Source organism: Oceanobacillus sojae (genome assembly GCF_900162665.1).
GTDB classification, from domain to species: Bacteria; Bacillota; Bacilli; order Bacillales; family Amphibacillaceae; genus Oceanobacillus; species Oceanobacillus sojae_A.
Window position 1 is genome coordinate 805,358 of sequence record NZ_LT727812.1, and the last position, 17,330, is coordinate 822,687.

General features: G+C 44.8%; 22 protein-coding genes. 2 read left to right on the forward strand and 20 right to left on the reverse strand.

Going from position 1 to position 17,330, the window contains the following annotated elements:
* Positions 1-11: 11 nt before the first annotated feature.
* The 20 genes from BN1068_RS14735 to BN1068_RS23690 form a co-directional block, all read right to left on the reverse strand.
* Complete coding sequence (locus BN1068_RS14735; protein ID WP_077603609.1) at positions 12-716, reverse strand: distal tail protein Dit; 705 nt, start codon at positions 714-716, stop codon at positions 12-14.
* Positions 713-4,024, reverse strand: a complete 3,312-nt coding sequence (locus BN1068_RS14740) for a tape measure protein (RefSeq protein WP_077603610.1) — start codon at positions 4,022-4,024, stop codon at positions 713-715. The genes BN1068_RS14735 and BN1068_RS14740 overlap by 4 nt, the downstream gene beginning before the upstream one ends.
* A gap of 34 nt (positions 4,025-4,058) precedes the next feature.
* A complete protein-coding gene (locus BN1068_RS14745) occupies positions 4,059-4,319 on the reverse strand; it encodes a hypothetical protein (RefSeq protein ID WP_077603611.1) in 261 nt (86 codons plus the stop codon).
* 77 nt (positions 4,320-4,396) lie between these two features.
* Positions 4,397-4,762 (reverse strand): tail assembly chaperone, encoded by a 366-nt coding sequence (locus BN1068_RS14750; protein WP_077603612.1) that lies wholly within the window; start codon positions 4,760-4,762, stop codon positions 4,397-4,399.
* 51 nt (positions 4,763-4,813) lie between these two features.
* Complete coding sequence (locus tag BN1068_RS14755) at positions 4,814-5,065, reverse strand: collagen-like protein (RefSeq protein ID WP_217697323.1); 252 nt, start codon at positions 5,063-5,065, stop codon at positions 4,814-4,816.
* An 82-nt stretch (positions 5,066-5,147) separates the two neighbouring features.
* Positions 5,148-5,642: a phage major tail protein, TP901-1 family gene (locus BN1068_RS14760; RefSeq protein ID WP_077603613.1), complete on the reverse strand. Its 495-nt coding sequence runs from the start codon at positions 5,640-5,642 to the stop codon at positions 5,148-5,150.
* Entirely contained in the window at positions 5,642-6,091 is a 450-nt protein-coding gene (locus BN1068_RS14765; protein ID WP_077603614.1) for a hypothetical protein, read from the reverse strand. The genes BN1068_RS14760 and BN1068_RS14765 overlap by 1 nt, the downstream gene beginning before the upstream one ends.
* A complete protein-coding gene (locus BN1068_RS14770) occupies positions 6,091-6,438 on the reverse strand; it encodes an HK97 gp10 family phage protein (RefSeq protein ID WP_077603615.1) in 348 nt (115 codons plus the stop codon). The genes BN1068_RS14765 and BN1068_RS14770 overlap by 1 nt, the downstream gene beginning before the upstream one ends.
* Positions 6,435-6,815: a hypothetical protein gene (locus tag BN1068_RS14775; RefSeq protein WP_077603616.1), complete on the reverse strand. Its 381-nt coding sequence runs from the start codon at positions 6,813-6,815 to the stop codon at positions 6,435-6,437. The genes BN1068_RS14770 and BN1068_RS14775 overlap by 4 nt, the downstream gene beginning before the upstream one ends.
* Before the next feature lies 1 nt (position 6,816).
* Entirely contained in the window at positions 6,817-7,626 is an 810-nt protein-coding gene (locus BN1068_RS14780) for a structural protein (RefSeq protein WP_077603617.1), read from the reverse strand.
* Positions 7,611-8,039, reverse strand: a complete 429-nt coding sequence (locus BN1068_RS14785) for a hypothetical protein (protein ID WP_077603618.1) — start codon at positions 8,037-8,039, stop codon at positions 7,611-7,613. The genes BN1068_RS14780 and BN1068_RS14785 overlap by 16 nt, the downstream gene beginning before the upstream one ends.
* A gap of 13 nt (positions 8,040-8,052) precedes the next feature.
* Positions 8,053-8,274, reverse strand: coding sequence for a hypothetical protein (locus BN1068_RS14790; protein WP_077603619.1), 222 nt, complete (start codon positions 8,272-8,274; stop codon positions 8,053-8,055).
* 2 nt (positions 8,275-8,276) lie between these two features.
* Entirely contained in the window at positions 8,277-9,308 is a 1,032-nt protein-coding gene (locus tag BN1068_RS14795) for a major capsid protein (protein ID WP_077603620.1), read from the reverse strand.
* Positions 9,309-9,375: 67 nt separating this feature from the next.
* Positions 9,376-9,753 (reverse strand): hypothetical protein, encoded by a 378-nt coding sequence (locus BN1068_RS14800; RefSeq protein ID WP_077603621.1) that lies wholly within the window; start codon positions 9,751-9,753, stop codon positions 9,376-9,378.
* Positions 9,754-9,798: 45 nt separating this feature from the next.
* Complete coding sequence (locus BN1068_RS14805) at positions 9,799-10,359, reverse strand: hypothetical protein (protein WP_077603622.1); 561 nt, start codon at positions 10,357-10,359, stop codon at positions 9,799-9,801.
* Between the two features lie 55 nt (positions 10,360-10,414).
* Positions 10,415-10,783, reverse strand: coding sequence for a collagen-like triple helix repeat-containing protein (locus BN1068_RS14810; protein WP_077603623.1), 369 nt, complete (start codon positions 10,781-10,783; stop codon positions 10,415-10,417).
* Positions 10,776-12,392 (reverse strand): phage portal protein, encoded by a 1,617-nt coding sequence (locus BN1068_RS14815; RefSeq protein ID WP_254846782.1) that lies wholly within the window; start codon positions 12,390-12,392, stop codon positions 10,776-10,778. The genes BN1068_RS14810 and BN1068_RS14815 overlap by 8 nt, the downstream gene beginning before the upstream one ends.
* A gap of 29 nt (positions 12,393-12,421) precedes the next feature.
* On the reverse strand, positions 12,422-14,137 hold the full coding sequence (gene terL, locus BN1068_RS14820) for a phage terminase large subunit (RefSeq protein ID WP_077603624.1): 1,716 nt from the start codon (positions 14,135-14,137) through the stop codon (positions 12,422-12,424).
* A 36-nt stretch (positions 14,138-14,173) separates the two neighbouring features.
* On the reverse strand, positions 14,174-14,629 hold the full coding sequence (locus BN1068_RS14825; protein ID WP_077603625.1) for a phBC6A51 family helix-turn-helix protein: 456 nt from the start codon (positions 14,627-14,629) through the stop codon (positions 14,174-14,176).
* A complete protein-coding gene (locus tag BN1068_RS23690; RefSeq protein WP_175637159.1) occupies positions 14,630-14,806 on the reverse strand; it encodes a hypothetical protein in 177 nt (58 codons plus the stop codon).
* 1,948 nt (positions 14,807-16,754) lie between these two features.
* On the opposite strand from BN1068_RS23690, the gene BN1068_RS14830 reads away from it, so the two are divergent.
* Both BN1068_RS14830 and BN1068_RS14835 read left to right on the forward strand, forming a co-directional pair.
* Complete coding sequence (locus BN1068_RS14830) at positions 16,755-17,066, forward strand: hypothetical protein (protein WP_077603626.1); 312 nt, start codon at positions 16,755-16,757, stop codon at positions 17,064-17,066.
* 37 nt (positions 17,067-17,103) lie between these two features.
* Positions 17,104-17,322 (forward strand): hypothetical protein, encoded by a 219-nt coding sequence (locus BN1068_RS14835; RefSeq protein WP_077603627.1) that lies wholly within the window; start codon positions 17,104-17,106, stop codon positions 17,320-17,322.
* The last annotated feature ends 8 nt before the right edge of the window (positions 17,323-17,330 follow it).

Here is a 17,330-nt window from a genome sequence, read left to right on the forward strand (position 1 = left end):
TCCTCCTCCCTCTAAAAATAGCGTTCGTCGTATTTCATTTCGCAATCTTGCGAAGCTCTGACCGTGACATCTCCCGGATAGAGATAGTCGAAGTTAGATTTCAAGCGAATAGAATGGCGTAAGTCTCTGCCGTTTAAGAGAACCTCACGCCCTTCGTACTTAATCGTTAAGCTATCTCCTTCGACGAATTCGTAACCTAAAAGAAGATACAATCCGGAATTCGTGGTTAACTCGAATTTATCCGTATGCTCGCTAAATCGAAGCGAAATCTCCCACGGTGTTTTATCCTGACCGGTTATTACGTGCGTTGTATTCGAGGTAGTCACATTAAACGTCTGCTCTTCGCCAAACATGCGCTGATCTTCGCAAGCTATGACGATATTACCATAAGCGTTGTGATAGTATTCTTCCGTAATTTCAAGTGCAATGACTTTCGCTCGGTAGTATCGGCTAGGATTTCCGTGAGCAAACGAAATGCGCTCGAATTCTCCTGTATATAAAATCGAAGTCAATTCTTCGATAATCTCGTCCCATGTTTCGCCCTTTTCCTTGTAAAGCGTAACTGGAATCGGAAACTCCTCGGCGTCTAACCGGAAACTCCCAAGACGAGCGCCTCCCGAACTTCGGGAAGATGACGAGTAAGTGTAGCGAGCAGGGTTCCGAGCAAAAGAACTCGAAACCTCTACGCGATTCAATTTTTGTCCGTTAATCATCATGTAACTAGCGCCCCTCTTCCGTTCGGATATCGTTTTCTCCGACTATTATCTCTACTTTGCTTTCGGGAAACTCCCGGCTCTACCATGCGTCCGACTACTTTTCCGTCCATTTCCATCTGCATCTGTGCAATTTCTCTTCGGATTCCGTCGATAGAAGCAATCAGCGCTCTATCTCTACCTTGCGTATTAACTGATACAGCTCCACTAACCGCAGAGGATAACGAGCCGTATGCACCGTCAGGTGTTGCGTAAGACATATCAACGTTTGGCTTCGCTGCCTCCGCTAATCCATCCGCAGCTTTAAGTACAGCGTTTCGAGAACGAAGTAATCCAATTTCTAACCCTTCTCCGGTAAATCCTCCGATTGCTCTAGTGATACGGGACGGAGAATGTACTTTTAAAGCTTTTCGCATCGTTGAAGCAACATTATTGGCAATTTTGCGAGCCGTTGCCATTACGTTTCCTGAACGAGAATTTAATCCCGATTGCAGTCCTGCCATAGCGTTAACCCCAGCGCTTCTTAACTGCCCGTTAAGGCGGTTAAAGATAGAAACGATTCGATTTCCTGCGCTTTGAGAAATACTAGCATTCCGATTCATTCCGCTAGAAAATGCAGAAGTAACGGAATTCATTCCATTCCGAGAAGTGTTGACTATCCGAGTCATATTCGAACTTGTTGCTCGGTTGATCCGGTTAAAACCTTGCGTATAAGTATTAAGCATCCGCGAGATACCTTGACTTACAGTCGAGTTCATACGAGTTGTACCCGCAGCAATCGCCGAATTAGTCGCAACCATTCCGGTTGTTGCTGATAAAGTAACCGATCTCATTCCGGATTGAATGGAATTCGAAACTTCTTGCATTCCCGATTTAATAGCGCTGGATATATCGGACATACTTGAGCTAAAATTCGAAGCGAGTCCGGATAGAGACGACGAAGCCGTACTCTCGATGCTCGACATTTCCGACTCAATGGTCGAAGACATTCCGGAAAAGCTTGACTCGACCTCTGACTGCATGTTCGAAGCGCTTGAAGTCATATCAGATTCTAAGCCGCTAAAGTCCGCACTACCAGACGATGCTAACGATTGAATCTCCGCCATTGACATACTTGACATATTTCCCATGTCGCTCGTAACGCTAGAGTTTAAGCTCGCAATGTCTATAGAACCGTTCGATTCTAGGTCGGCAAGCATCGCAGATATATCGGAATTCATAAGGGAAACTGAATCTATAGAACTGACGGACATACTACCCACATCACCTGTAACGCTGGAACTCATTGAACCAATAGCGCTGACTGCTCCCGCAGACATGTCAGACATACTTGATTGCGCAGAAGTAGATAAAGCACTAACGTAGCCGGAGCCGGCTGTATTTAATCCGGAAAGTTCCTGTGAACCTGCTAAATTTAAATACTGCATCTGTCCTACTCCGTATTGACTCATTCCCCCAAAGTGGGAATTAACATTCTCGTGCATTCCTCCGATATTCGTCTCGGCTGATTGAGCTGCGTCTGTTGTAGCCTGAGCTGTTGTTGTCGCTAAGCCGACAATACTATCTCCGGCTGACACTGCGGTTTTTTCCGTTTCAAATCCGAGCCAACCAAGAAATCCTGACCAAGCATCGGACATCCATCCTGTGACTGAATCGACAATATTTCCGATCCACTCAAAATGTCCACCTAGCCATACTATGACTCCGCCAACCGCGGTTGCGATTCCGATTATTAATCCTAGCGGGCTAAGAAATAGCCCGAATACAGTAGTAACTACTCGTACTACCGTAAATAAAATACGGAATACTTTAGCGACAAAAGTTACAACAGTCCATACGGTCTTTAACACCGTCCATACCATCGTAAAGACTTTTACTATGCCGGCGACAACTGGAATACCGACTGCTAGTGCGCCAAATAGAGCTATAGCGATAGTAACTAAGTTAGTTACCCAGGAATGTGTCTCCATCATCGTGACAATCCATTCGAGAAACGAGACTGCCACTTCCGCCACTCGTGCTATAACTGGCATCATTGCAGTAATTAATTCCATCAATACGCCAATAAATCCGACAATGGCTCCGGAAATAGTTTCGAGAACCATTGAAAAAATCTGCTTGACGTGTTCCCATATAATCTGAACGTTATTTCGAAATTCTTCGTTCGTCTGCCAGAGTTGATAGACTGCCGCACCGACCAGCGCAAGTACTGCAATAATCGCAAACATTGGCGCTGCCGTAAGTCCAAAAGTTCGTCCTAGTAAAGCGACTGCACCCGTTAGTCCGGATACTAATCCCCTTACTGTGCCGAGTATTGCCGATGCAGCAAGTAAAATACCTAAAGATGTAGCCACGCCAATAATAAGAGGTGCGATTGGTTTTAGTGCATCTCTCCAGCCGTCTATAGCGCTTATGACGTTCGGTATAGCTTCGGCAATTTTCTTCAAAGTAGCTTCGAAAAAGCTACCGAATTCCGCTACCATATCACGCATGGAAGGTAGTCCGTTATTCGCAAGCAAATTGTCAATAGCTTCGATTATACTCGTTACTCCACGCGCTACGGCAGCTCTCATATTATCAAAGGCTGCGCCCCACGATGCTCCGGCTTCTTTCGCAGCGCCCCCAATCCCGGCAAAGTTTTCAGTTCCGTTTTTAAGGGCGTCGTTCATAACCGTCATGAATTCTTCGGCATCAAGAGCGCCTTCCGACATAGTCTCTGCTACTTGTTCAACGGATTGCCCTGTAGCATCAGCATAAATCTGCATGGCTGGAATACCAGCTTCCGTGAGCTGATTCATCCTGTCCATTTGCACCGTACCCTTAGACGTCATCTTTGCGAGAGCGTCGGTCACGCGTCCAAACTGTTCGTTACTCCCGTCGCCATAAAAGGCTACAGCATCGCCCCACGCTCCAATTGAATCGGTCGCTTTATCAACGTCCATACCAGACGTTACGAAGTTCTGCGTTGACTTAGCAGCGACATCAAGACCGTAAGCTGTTCCGACTACTGTATCGTTAACAGTGTCTAGTACTTGCGCAGCCTTTTTAGACGAACCAGTCATCGTTGTCATGACTCGATCAAACTGCTCCATCGTGTCAATCCGTCGAAACGCTTGAGAAATTGAGTCTCTTACCATGTTAAATCCGGCTGATAACAATTTGATTCCGCCAACGGCTGCGACAAGTTTTCCAATAGTAAGCGCACCTTTTTCCGTAGCTCTTCCCATCTGTCCCGCCTGCTTAGCAGCATCGGACATACCTTTCGAAAAGTTCGATATATCAGCGCCAACTTTTACTAAAATATCGTTCAATAGTTTCCTCCTTTCTCCGAGTATGAACGCCTAACTATGCGCCTATATCCGCACCTTGGAATTGCTTAATTCGAGACATCCACTCGGTAATTTTCTCTTTCTTGTCGACATGCTCATTCGCCTTTTGTTTCGCCGCATCTTCGGCAGTTGGGCGTTTAAAGAGGTCTTTTTGCTTAAGCTTTTTAGCGTGGTAACCTTGACGGTTCATCATCGCCATAATAGCCATCCGTTCGTAATCGTCATAGATACGCTCGACATTCGCCCGCATCTCTATCGCAAACTCGCGCGGTGTCAACGATAGGACTTGCGGGGACGATAAGCCAAGGTATCTCCGTCCGTCGAAGATAGCCTGCTCGACCTCGTCTAATTCGCCTAGCCCCTCAACTGTTCGAGTGCTTTCCCTAGCTCCGGATTCTGCTTGATCATCTTCTGTACCGTCGCTCGATAGAAAAAACTCTGCGTTACAACCTCGTCACAAATCCGCATAATATCCTCAAGTGAAAGCTTTTCTTCGGAAATTAGTTTTTCGATTTCTGCCTCGACTTTTTTCAACGGGATTTTTTCGTCCGTGTGGAATAAGCCTGCGTGGACGATATGAGGGAACGTTTCGAAGTCCCCTTGAATCGCCTTTCCGATCAGTCCGTAAGAGCCACCCTCTTGCGTTTTGTTTAAGTATTGAATCGCTTTATAATTAAGTTTGAGTTCGTATTCCTTGCCCTCAATTTCGAAATTTGCCATTTATAAATTCCTCCTAAAATCTAAAATAAAGGCGAGCCTAAGCCCGCCGTGTTATTCGCTCTCTCCCTCGGTGAGAACTATTTCTTCAATCTTTACCAACCGTTCGATAATGTCGTTATATTGAGATTCTGTTCCGAAGCCGTCTTTTCCGTCTTCACCGTCAGAACCGTCGCTACCAGCAGGTCCGGGATCTCCTTGTGGACCTTGTTCGCCTTCTACTCCGTCAATCAACTCCGAAAAGTCGTCTCCTGTCGGTACTTTTCCAGTGCTAAATTTCTCTTTCAACTCTTCTTTTGACGCCATAATATAGCTCCTCCCTTCGTTAAGGCTCTATCCAACTGTAAAATCCTTTCCGATTTCCGCCTCGCCGATTGCGGGCGGGTCGCTAGGGAGTTTCGTTGCCGTCGTCGTTTTCGTCGTCCTCTTCCATTCCTTCTAATGGAGGTGCGCCTTCTGGTAGTTCATCCAGTTGAATTTCTTTTGTCGTACCAAATAACGTACCCTCTAGAGAATAAGTAGAGTTGTCACCGTTTTCATATTCACGGTCAAACGTAGATACCATGTACATTCCGTACTCACCTTCGTTTGTCCGCGTATCAATTTCGTAAATTTTTACGTACTCTTTATTGCGAATCATTCGCACCATAGCTTTAGGAAACGGGTCGCCTTCGGTGATATTTCCTTCGAGAGAAACTGTTTGTGTCACTTTTCCGTGGGAACTTCCAGACCTGTCTTTGGTGTCGATTTCTATTTCGTCCGTTTCAATTGACGTACTTCCGCCAGTTTGGTCAAACGGACGTACTAATGTAGATCCGTTTTGTCCTGTGATTTCAACGAGGTATATAAATTCTTCGCCCTTGTATATTTCTCCTACTGCCATTAACTTCCACTCCTTTTTAAAGTTGCTATCTCAATATCAAAATAGACTCGATGATAGCTTGATTTTTCCGATTTATCTTCCGGATGTATCGGAGTAATCCCAGTTAATTCACATAAAAAAGACCCTGTCGGTTGAGAGCCTTTTAACGTGTCGTAAAACGTAAATTTATCGAAATGGAAAATGTCCGTTAACCTTTCCTGATTGACCGATAAATTTACACTGTTTAAATCTATTAGCGCAATTTGGTATCGGTATATTGCTTGGATACCTTCGCGCTGCTTGCTTATAATTTCGTGATTGCTAGGCATTTGTTCGACGATAATTAGGGGACGGGGTGATTCGGGAATTTCGTATCCATCGAAGTGGAGATCGACTTTTGCATCGGGGAGTTTATCTCGTAGATGTAAGAGGAGGGAGCGATTAAGTCCGTGTTGGTGGAAGCGAGTCATTAATCCGCTACCTCTCGCTTAATCGCTCGCTGATAATCCGCCTCATTGTCCCAAATGGACTTACGGATAAATCCTTTTTTCGAACGGTGAGTAAATTCCTGGATTCCTGCGTAGTCTAATGTACTACCGTATTGCCAGGACGCTTTTCCTAAACGTTTAGGGCTTGCAGCAATGTCTGCTCGTAAATCCCCAGTCTTGACCGGCGCATTTCCGGACGCCTCAATCGCCATCTTGCGAGTATAAGTTTCTGTAACCTTATCCGCTCTGTCTTGCGCTCGCCGTCCTCTGCCCGAAAAATCATTCATTACTTTGTCTAATCCCTCTACGGTAACTTTAAATCCACTCACGTTATCACCCGCCCTATAAATTCGATTCTGTTCCGCCTGCCGATGCCTTTTTTATTGCTGCCGAGTATTTCGTAGGTATTATCATCGTAATAAATCCGTTCTATTTTTGCTCCGATGTCTCCTAAATCCGCTAGTTTAATGTCAAACTTAGCATCGCCGGATTCGTACGTAATACCACCGGTAATAGTGCGAGTCTCTTCGGAGATTTCCGTTACAACCGCTTTAATTTCAGTGGATACCTCACGCTCTCCAATGACTTCTTCCGTAATCTCGTCGTATTGTTTCTCAACGTAAGAAACGGTGATAGGTCGATATCTTAAAACGTAAATCTCGTCTTGACTATCTCGCATAAATTCGAGGTCTTTTTCCGTAAGCATCTTATAACCACCTCTCGTTTAAAATGTAAGTGATATAAGACGTACAATTCGGATGGGGGAGCCAAATATCGGAATCGGTAGGCTTAAAAATCCCCTTGCCTTCGCCATATCTGTTTTCCTCTGAAAGAACATGGCATTGGTGATGATACGCACCTCTACTTGCGGCAACTCCTTCATGCAAGCGAACCCAATCAACAATATCGGATTCTTGAGCGTTAAAGCTCGTTGCTGCTCGTTTTGCGGTTACGGATTCAGTCCTGGCGAGCCGATTAATCTTCCATGTTTCATTTGCGTAGACTTTACGAATTTTAGGAATCATAGCGCTAATACCTTCGCCCTTGATAATGCTTGACCTAAGCGTAGAGGCTATCTTATCCCGAATCTCTCCGGACATTCCCCAGACTCTGTCTGATAAGACAAGACCGTCGGATTCAAACCGTTTAACCATGTAATCGAAAACATGCCGATTAACTCCGAGTTGTACGGAGGAACCAACGCCAATTGCACCGGCTAGTTGCGCAGTTGTCCACTCGCTCGATTCTTTGATAATACTTTCGAGGGTATCTACACCAGTTTTCCGGATTGAGGCTTCGATAGTGTCCAGATCCCGTAATACCCGACCTAATCGCTGTCGCTTAATTACGCCGTCTGTCCCGGAGAACTCCGCTAACATATCCGCTATCTCTGCTCGTATTCTCCCGATTTCACGGACTGCATACGCCTGTTGTTTTTTACTTAATGCGCCATAGTCGCGTTCTAATCGTTTGAATACCTCGTCTAGTTCCGCTTGGGTCGTTAGTATTTCCGCCAAGGGAATCCCCTCCTACTTTCTCCCGTAGGGGGCGAAGTTAATGGGCGGTCAATCCGCTTCATAATTCGAAAACTAGCTTCATGCCTTCTACCCTTTTCCTCGTCATAGTCGGACTGCAAGTCGTTCGCTAGTTTCCGGTAATTGTCCGAGATCATTGACTTATCGACTGATTCCTCGCCATCCGTAAATTTAAAGTAGTGAGCGACAGAAAATGCGATTTGCCAAGCTGCCTGAACCTGTGCGTATAACATTACGAGGTTTATGTCTTCGGAAAAAACGCTATCCTCCGGCGCATAGTCGTGCGCTTGCATAGCGTCTTTAACCAGGTCACTTGCGTCCGCCTCTTCGAAGCCTGGAACGCCTTTAAATCGCCTTAACAAACGATCCGTTAATTCTTGCGCCGTCAGTTTCATAGCGCTCCCTCCTTTACTCCTTCGGTTTGGCTTCCGTCGTTGCTTCCACCTGTTTCCCTTTTGCTTGCGCAGGCTTTTTCTGCGCCGGCTTTCGCTTCGGCTTAACCTCTTCGATAATTTCGAGGTACTTAAGAGCCTCATACTTTGACGCTAGAGTTTCGTCCATCTCTAACGTTGTACCGACCGGCTCTCCGTTAAATACCGCTTTAGTCTTAACTCGATAGACCTTCGCCATAATTACGCCTCTAGTACGTCAGCGTATAATAGCAAGCCAGGATTTTCGATAACAGGGAAACCGGATGCTGCCGTACGTAAGATAGACTGGATAGGTTCGTCCTTATCCTTCGCTTGAAGCACGATTCCCGGCTGGAAGTTGTTTTCTACGGTAGGTCCCAACTTGAAAGTACCTACGCCAGAAGAAACGAATACGACTCTGTTCTCTGGGAAAAGCTCGATAGTTTCCGTAGCTCCAGTAAGTGCGTTCTTAACAGTTGCACTAGTCTTTTTGACTAAACGTACTGGCGGCAATCCGTAAGCACCTAAAACGGAGTTAAGCTCGTCGTTATTAACTCTAGTTCTGCCACTATTAGAGCCGGTTGCTTCACCAACGATTACAGCGTTTTTAAGTAACAACGCTTGCACTTTACGAGTTAGGTAAATCGCATCTGCTTTCTTTCCGTTAGTCTCTTCGTACTGATTGCTATACTCGATTAAATCGCCAATAACATCGTGATCTGGGTTAGCCCAGGTGTTATCGCCTGTTAAAACGACTTTATGCTCGTCTGGAATGTAATCAGTAAAGTCGATTTCTAACTTAACGTTGTTATCGTTGTAAGTAACCTTCCCTGTTCCGATAGCTTGCAACTTGGAAACGTTGATACGGTCGCGAGTCTCTTTTACCATCTTCGCGCCGTTCGTCGAGATTGCATCTACTAACGCTTTAAACTCTTGATCATTCCGTGGGTTATGCAGCTTTAAAAGCTCATTTTCGGTAATAATGTCCTTCCAGCCAAACTTAGCAACTTCGCCCAAGTGTTTCGCAACTTGATCACGGTCACGGATTGGAGGCTCTGCGCCGAACCCAATCATTGCACCCATTTGCGATGTAGTTTTAACGATATTAGCTGCGAATTCTAAATCGTAAATTTGTTCGTCAGGCATAAAACCTACTAAATCGTCCTGTGTTTCTAATGCTGCGCGATCAACCTCGCGAGCTAATGCGCCCAATGCTTCGGGCTTTAATTCTGTGATATGCGTAATTCCCGCCATTTATAAATTCCTCCTAGTTTTGTTTTGTAATCGCTTTCATTTTTATCCACGACAAATAAGCGTTAAGTTAAACGTGCTTAACGTATCTGATCATCGGATTTGCTTCTTTAAATGCGTCCGGTACTGACTGCGGAAGCTTCTCTTCGTAGACTGATCCACGTACGATAACTTCTCCGACGATTAAGTCCTGCTCTGCATCATTAATAAAGTCCTCGTTAAGTACTGCATGATTGTCGTATTCAGGTGCGTCTTCGCCAGTTTCGAAAGGCTCAAACTTACCTGTCGATAAGTTACGTGCGATAATTTGCCCGACTTCGTTAAATCCTGTGGCAAATTTTGTGTAATCTAAAGTGGCTCCTCCTTCGATGTACTGAAGATGCTCACTCGCTAAAATATTCTTTCCGCCGGAAAATCCGACCTGTTTAAAAATTGGACCGTATGCCATTAATAAATCGCTCCTTTTAATTTGTTTTTGCGGAATATCTCCCGCTTAAAAAATCTTTCCTTTGATTCGTTCGAATACTTTCTTGCCAATCTCGTCCTTATCGGTAGGAGTCGGCTTATCTCGTTCTGTATTTCCGAGAGGAGGGTCGACGTAAGATTGTTTCGGAGGAACAATCTGTTTCAAATCCTCGACGGATTTTTCCAAAGCTTCGTCAGTGTCACCAGAGACGTTTTGCGATAAGATAGCGACTTGTTCTTCGGTATAGCCAGCTTGAGTAAGTAACGATTTTTTCTTCGCTTCCGCTGCTTCTGCCTTCTGAGATTCGATAGTCTGTAACGCCTGCTCATACAGTGTTTTATACTCGTTCTGCTCTTTTAGCTTCTCTGTTTCCTCCGCTTGTTGCTTATGCTTAAAGGCTTCAATTTCCGCCTTTAATTCGTTAACCTCGTCAACCTTCTCTTTAAATCGGTCGTAAGGGATTTTTTCTTTCGGAGTTTCCGTCTCCGTAGACGTTGCTCCCTTTTCCGATTCTGCTTGCGCCTGTCCTTGCGTTCCTTGTTGTTCTTCGGGATTTTGTTTCTGCTCGTTCTGTTCTTCTACTGGCATCTAAATTACCTCCGTTTTTACGCCTCGTCGGCGAAGTGTTATTTTCGTATATTGTCTATTCAGCGCTTTCTAACGCTTCAACCCTTGCGACTAATGCGTCCCACTGTGCTTCGCTAGGGAACCCGTCCGCTCCATCGTTTCCATCGGAGCCGTCGCTTCCTGCGGGTCCTGGTTCTCCTGGGTCGCCTTGTGGTCCGGGATTTCCTTGCGGTCCCTTTAAATTAAGCTCGAGCGCCCATGTTCCGTTTTTATTCGTATAGAGATCACCGCTATTCGTATCAAGATAAACGTCTCCTGGAGCGCCTACATCTGCTCCCGGTTCTCCTTCGCCTGGAATAAATCTCATGTTACTTCCGCCACCTCCTTCGCCGCTTCCGTTAATAACTACGTGATAAGGTTCTTTCGATAAATAAGGCTTAGCCATCTTCTTCCTCGACCTCCTCTCCGAATATGTCCTCGTTAACGTCGCTATCTCCGTAACTTGCTGCGCTACTTAAGCGTCTACGACTTCGCTCCGCTTCGATTTCCTGTACTTTCGCCTGAACGTTTTCTTCTCCCAGACGTTCCATTGCGCCTCTGACGCTTTCAAAGCCGGCTGCTGTTTCCATATCGAGTAATTCAACGAGTTCCTTACGGTTGTCTGGTAACGGAAGGACAAATCGCATCTCATTTTCGTAGTTGTCTCCGATTCCCTTAACGACGGATTTGTCGTAAGCAAACTTCGGACTGTCAACGCGAGCTTGTAAGTATCGGATAGTTTTTTCGTGAAGCTCTGACAAACTATAACCCCACGATAGCCAATGCTCTTCGGTGTCGGTTATGATGTCGTGGAAAAGCACCTGAAACGCTTCTCCGTTAAGCCCTCCGAAATTAAGTTCTTGCGGAACCACTTGCGGCAGTCCGCTAATTTCGTGCATAGCGCCTTTTACACGCATATATTGATCCTTAAATGCTTCGCGCCACTGGAAACGGCTTTCTACTTTTTTCATGTCAGCCGATTTTGTATCACTTGCGCTGCTAATTTCGGCAAGTGACCCCGGAGCTATTGCGATTGAGTCCGAAGCTCCTTGCGTTGCATTTGTAACGACCGTCATCGGAAACATTTCGAATTTCATCGAATCTATTGCGTCCTCATTCATTTGGTTAAGGACATCGTTCTGTTCTCGTAGAGCAGCGATTTCGGATTCGCCTAGAGTTTCGGAAATCAATTCAGAAACGGAGAATTCTTGAAGAGGGATAAAGTCGATCCCTAATGAAGCCTCTTTTTGGATGGTTTTAATTAACTCGAGGTCTGATTCGCGGTATAATGCGACTTTCAAATAAGCTTCGTCATTAATTAGTCGGTAACTTTCGATTTCAATTGCGTCTACTTCTTCGCCTTTATATTCGTGCTTTACTCGTTTAACTAAATTCGCTCCGATTAAATCTTCAAAATCGTCCTCGGAATAAATCGGGATATATTCGGTATCTGGGCGAAAAATCCAGCGAATCTTTCCTGTACGCTGATGAAACGCAATCTTACAAACGACCCTATCTGCGATTAATCTATCGCGGGCTGCTTGCAGCAGCTTCGTACGCATTCGGTTTTCTTCCCATAGCCGGTAAAGAAGTCGTTCATAATCCTCTGATCGCTTATTTTCCGCCCTCTGTGCGTCGGATGGCTCGTAGGCTGCGTCTAACGTTTCCTCAAGCTCGTCAATCTGCTTTCGTGGAACTTTAATGCCATGCTTTGCACCCATTTGCCAGCGTGCTTTCCTATCGACAATCGCTTTAAAATAGTTCGTTGCGTATCGCGTGGGGTCGTAATCTATGCCTGGCGGGCGTGGTACGTCTTCCGCTCTTACAAGCTGACCGTATTCATTCCGGTGTTGCTTACCGGTGTAATATTCGTAGTTGTCGAGTTGCGTTTGGATTCGTTGCCAAGTTCGCTCTCCCAGAGCCTGTCTAAATGGGGAAAATAATAATTCGTCCATATCTTCGGCAGTCATTATGTTGTAATCTAAGCCAATTCCTCGTGATCTACTTTTTGTCAAGTGTGATCGCCTCCTTTCGCTTTTTAACGTTACCTCCAGCGATTCATTCGTTTTACTGTACGGACTTTCCCGCCAGTTTCTCTCGCAATTTTATAAGCGTCGGCTAATGCGTCGGGTCCGTCATCGTGGTTATGGTTCGGGAAGAGTTCAAGCATTTCTAGTAGTAAGCGCTGCTCCCGCTTAAAGCGAATTCTTCCAGCGTTTATTTCCGGTTCAAGCGCCTCTATCCGCAATTCCTTCCGCATTTTCTGCTTAACTTGCTTTAAGCGAGTATGTGCCGGATAACCCCGGGCTTGTAATTCCTCGCCAAGCTTATCCGAAAACCATTCCTGGAATTGCTGCGATTCTACCGCCAAAGACTCGTACTGATAATGAAAAGTACGCTTGATTATCTCCTGCATAAACTCGTCGGGTTTTATTTTCGCAAGATAGGCGTCCACTACGTAGACAACTTGCGAGTCAGGTTTTTTCGCTAAGGTAATAATCGCTGAATAGTCGCCCCTTGCCGATTTCCCCATCGCTAAGTCAATCGCAGCGTAATAAGTTAACTGTTCATTTTCGAGATCTTCTTCGTCAAAAAATCGGAAATTCTCGGGGTTAAATATCTGCGATTCTTCATCGACTGGATTTCCGAGGTATTCTTGGTTAAAAGCTCTCGCGCCCATTTCTTCGCGCTTTTCCATAAAGTATTTGTACGAGTACATTTCGTCCCATAATACAGATGTTCCGGCAGTCAGTTCGTCTTTATTCGCTTCGTAAAAGGCGTCTGCGTTAGCCTTAGCTTTTGGGTCATCTGCGTTATATATGGAGCGCCATTCTTCCCAAAGCTGCTCGTTATCAGCCCACGACAAAATAGCGGGAAACTTCCTCGACGTGAAGTCCTTCCGCTTGTTAATAACGTGATTGAGGAGGGAATCGTAATGCACTATCGTTCCCATATAGATACACATGCCGCCAAATCCTAATGCTTCGAGCATTTCAGCGCGAAACCAATGTAAGTTCTTCGCTCGCATTTCCGGAGTGTTCGTATTGTCCTGCGATTCCAAGTCGTCGAGGATGAATAAATCGGGGCGTACGGATAAGTAGCGCAATCCCCTCATTTGGGTTCCGACGCCTTTTGCGGTTACTTTCGTTCCAGAAGACGTGATGAATTCGTACTTGTTATCGAGTTCATTCATTGTAGATCGGGGGTTTAGTAATTCGCCAAAGTCATCGCGAAGTTTCTCGTTAAATTTCAGTTGGTGACGTGTCCATGTAATAAAGTCGCCAGCTACATCAGTTGTTTCCGAAACCTCTACGATATATCTCTTCCGCCTATACACGACTTGATGGCAAAGGAAGGCGTTAGATAGGTAGGCGGTCTTAGCATGCCTCCGTCCCACCGAATAAGCTAAGTTCGTAACTACCTCGCCTTTTGTTACGCTGTCCAGAATCGAACAAAGTTCCCGGTGGAAATCCGCAGCGTTTAAGTAATGTTGCCCGATGGGGATTAAGTTCGAATCGTTGTCGGGATTGTCTTCCGCAGAAAAATACTGATACGTAAAATAAAGCACGTCATATTCTCCGCGGTGGACTCGTTGCACTCTTTCCAGTTCGTCCAATACGTATTCCAGCCGAACTATGTCGACCTCGATTGCGTTTCCTTGTTCGATCAATTTAACAAGCAGCGCCTTTTCCTCTTCTAAGTCGGCGAGGTATTGCGCCCTTGCTTCGTATTCTAGCCATTCTCCATTAACATAGGCCAAGCGTTTCCTCGCCCCCTTTCGGAAATTTATTTGCGTTTATCTCTCGCTCTCTTCCTCCGATTCTGCTGGCTCGCCTTGTCCCAGCCGCTCAAGCAACGCGGCTTTTCTGTCTTCGAAGGATTCGTCTCCTCGATTGTCCGTTAAGGAAATCTCGGACTTCGTATCAAGGTCGCCGATCCGTTTAAGGAACAACTCGATTCCTTTCGTGTTTCCGTCCTTTTCGATTACCTCAATTAACTTCGAGTAGACTAGCGATAAATGCGAGTCCATAACTTCGCTCGCAAGGTAATTTTTGTAAGCGATAAAGTTAGGGTCGTGCTTATCCCACTTGTACAGGCCCATTCGCGACATACCCAACTCGTCCGCTATTTCTTTCAGAGTCTTACGCTCCTCTTTCGGAGCAAACTCTCGCTCGACCAGCATTAGTGCGGCTTCGCGCTGTTTAGGGCGGAATTTAGTTTCGTCAAATTTAAATCGTGCTTTATTCGCCATTTATTTCGCCTCCTTTTCCTTCGGTTTAAAACGGACAATTACGTCCATGTGCTTGTAATCGTGGTGTCCGTTTTCATCGCGGTCAGTCTTTCCGTCATAGATAACTTGATCGTATTCCCATGCGCCGTTTTGCATGCCGAGGATACTCGCTATTGCTTCCGTTATATTCTCTCGCACAACTAATCGCCTCCTTATCCGTCTATTTATGCGCCTTTATAATCGTCAAATAGACGATATTGTAAGCGTTTTTACTTCTTCGCAATAGAAAACCCTTGCGCAGCCTTAAAACGGCTGAGAAGGGCATGTATGCGCTTTATTTGCGTACGATGTCGGGATAATGTTCGTTGGGGTTCCGGTTAGAGGGTTCGTGAGGGGTAACGGAAGGGGTTGCGGATTTAAAATATTGTAAGAAATTTGAGTGCGCCTGGGGAGCGCCAGCCAGCGCCAACCGCCCCGCCCCATTCGCTCAAAAATGAAAGCGCCGTCATTTTCTTTTTCGTTTCCAGTTCGAAATGTATATCGGTGTATTTATATTCGTAGTTCATTACGGATAATGTTGATTTTACGTAATAATGTCGTATATCATCGCCGTTAAATCAACGCTTTTAAGTCGTTAAATATTATCCGAATACACACGTTTTATGCATCGCCTATAAACGTTGATTTAACGCTATTCTTACGCCTTCCCTATCGTTCCCATTTATTCCCTTACATAACCGGAATGTATAAACGGATAATGTGCGAACTGGAAATCAAATAAGAACGTTCATTCGCTCGCCTGCGGATTTTCGAGGGATGTCCGTCGTGAACGCTGAGGCTGGTGTAACGGAATCTATTCGGAGCCTATTCCGTTTCAATCCGAATTCAATTCGAATCTAAACGGAACTCATCCGAAGCATAAGCCAATCCGAACCTATTCGCAGTCCTTTCCCCTCCGAAAGTATCCCGAACAGTAAACGAGTGTGTATATCGCTTATACACGGTCAGAACCGCTACTATACGTATTCCTTCCTTATTATATAAACGAAGAATGATCGTACCCTTTTCGGAGTATTTACGAGTGTACTAACGGTTTACATAGTACGTATATATTCGGATATATTACGCTTTATTTGCGCCTTCTTTAGCGCTTCCATTTATTTCCGTTTTATAACGTTCTCTTTATTATCCGTTCTTTATGTATTTACCGATATATCTTTTACATACGTAGTATAACGTTTTAATAGATACTACTTAGAAAGTCAATGTAATTGATTGACTTTCTGCAAGTCGAAGACTTGCTAATATATTTAGTTAACGTTCTATAACGTATATTAAGTAATTAACGGATATGTATAACGAGGACATATTATCGAGGATATGTATTCTTGTCGGACATATCCGCGTATACCTCCGTTATCCCTTTACTAACTAGGTTACGAAAAAACCCCTTGTTGCATAGGTAACCTAAACTTTTTTTCGAAAGGGAGTAATTTAGAGGAAATCGAAGGAAAATGACGATAATCGAAGAAAAAGTTTTCGTAGATTAACCGCCTATAATTTAACAATCGCGGAATCCCTTATGTACCAACGGATTAGAGGTTATATACTCGGAGTAGTTAACGAGGTATTTTCGCATAACGGTCGAAAAATCGGATTAAATGACCGAATATCGCCGAATTTAAGGGTGGGAAAATTACCCTTTTTCATATATTCACCGAAAATAAACTACGAAAAAGCATTAAAAATCGTTGACTTTACGTAGTTATAATGGTATAATTAAGATAGAAAGTTAAGGGAGGTGATAAGAATTGTTAGACGCAATTGTTAAAGTAGCAGAAGCACTAGCCACCGTCATAACAGCAAGTGCCTCGCTACTAACCGCAATAGTCGCTTACCTATTGTATAAGCACAAGTCGAATGATTCGAAGTCAGACGACGAGTAAGTAAGCAACGGAAAGGAGTTAGCGCTCCTTTCCTCCAATATATCATTTATTTAAGGAGGAGTCAAAATGGCTATTATTATGGCAACCGCATCTTTTGTAACGTCACTAGCAGTCTTACTTCTCGTAATTAGCAAAACTGATAAAAACGATAGTAATAAGAAATAACAACGGAGTTAATTACGGAAAGGAGACGAAATATCATGTTTAAAACACTATTTATTGCGGGTTATCTCGGAGCCTGTGCGCTAACCGGTTTAGGAGGCGTACAGGTACAAGCGGATGTTCCCGAAGTACCATCAACCGCTGCGATTCTCGAAGCAAAGCATATGACTGTAGTAGCGGAGGTATACCGTTTTGACGAAACCGGATACTGGCTAGCTAACGTCGACGATCCGGCTCATACTGCGATTTACCTGTCGAAACAGGATTATCCGCATCACGTTCAGATAGGCGATAAATTTAAGATTACTTATCGACTGGATGCCGTTAAAAATGTGGTAGAATATGAGTAGCGGAAACAGAAGTGCAAAGTAGAAAGGAACATTACGCATGATTATAGTTGAAAACGAACAAGCTGGACGGAGTTACCACTTCCACAGCCTTGACGCCAAGCAAGCGTTAATTATCACTTACGCAGACGCCGAAATGAAAGAAATAGACATCGCAACCAGGCACGAAGAACTTTTCAGTAAGTACGATAACCTGGTCGAAGCTGGCGAAGCAGAGACGCTAAAAATCGGAAATTGGGTAGCACGTGAGCTAATATAGCGAAAACG

Excerpts from the sequence above, each read along its gene's own strand:
- BN1068_RS14750 (WP_077603612.1), bottom strand. The coding sequence starts at position 4,762 with ATGGCAAATTTCGAAATTGAGGGCAAGGAATACGAACTCAAACTTAAT.
- BN1068_RS14800 (WP_077603621.1), bottom strand. The coding sequence starts at position 9,753 with ATGGCATACGGTCCAATTTTTAAACAGGTCGGATTTTCCGGCGGAAAG.
- BN1068_RS14805 (WP_077603622.1), bottom strand. The coding sequence starts at position 10,359 with ATGCCAGTAGAAGAACAGAACGAGCAGAAACAAAATCCCGAAGAACAA.
- BN1068_RS14785 (WP_077603618.1), bottom strand. The coding sequence starts at position 8,039 with ATGAAACTGACGGCGCAAGAATTAACGGATCGTTTGTTAAGGCGATTT.
- BN1068_RS14775 (WP_077603616.1), bottom strand. The coding sequence starts at position 6,815 with ATGCTTACGGAAAAAGACCTCGAATTTATGCGAGATAGTCAAGACGAG.
- BN1068_RS14760 (WP_077603613.1), bottom strand. The coding sequence starts at position 5,642 with ATGGCAGTAGGAGAAATATACAAGGGCGAAGAATTTATATACCTCGTT.
- BN1068_RS14765 (WP_077603614.1), bottom strand. The coding sequence starts at position 6,091 with ATGACTCGCTTCCACCAACACGGACTTAATCGCTCCCTCCTCTTACAT.
- BN1068_RS14755 (WP_217697323.1), bottom strand. The coding sequence starts at position 5,065 with ATGGCGTCAAAAGAAGAGTTGAAAGAGAAATTTAGCACTGGAAAAGTA.
- BN1068_RS14830 (WP_077603626.1), top strand. The coding sequence starts at position 16,755 with ATGTTTAAAACACTATTTATTGCGGGTTATCTCGGAGCCTGTGCGCTA.
- BN1068_RS14825 (WP_077603625.1), bottom strand. The coding sequence starts at position 14,629 with ATGGCGAATAAAGCACGATTTAAATTTGACGAAACTAAATTCCGCCCT.
- BN1068_RS14795 (WP_077603620.1), bottom strand. The coding sequence starts at position 9,308 with ATGGCGGGAATTACGCATATCACAGAATTAAAGCCCGAAGCATTGGGC.
- BN1068_RS14735 (WP_077603609.1), bottom strand. The coding sequence starts at position 716 with ATGATGATTAACGGACAAAAATTGAATCGCGTAGAGGTTTCGAGTTCT.
- BN1068_RS14790 (WP_077603619.1), bottom strand. The coding sequence starts at position 8,274 with ATGGCGAAGGTCTATCGAGTTAAGACTAAAGCGGTATTTAACGGAGAG.
- BN1068_RS14810 (WP_077603623.1), bottom strand. The coding sequence starts at position 10,783 with ATGGCTAAGCCTTATTTATCGAAAGAACCTTATCACGTAGTTATTAAC.
- BN1068_RS14835 (WP_077603627.1), top strand. The coding sequence starts at position 17,104 with ATGATTATAGTTGAAAACGAACAAGCTGGACGGAGTTACCACTTCCAC.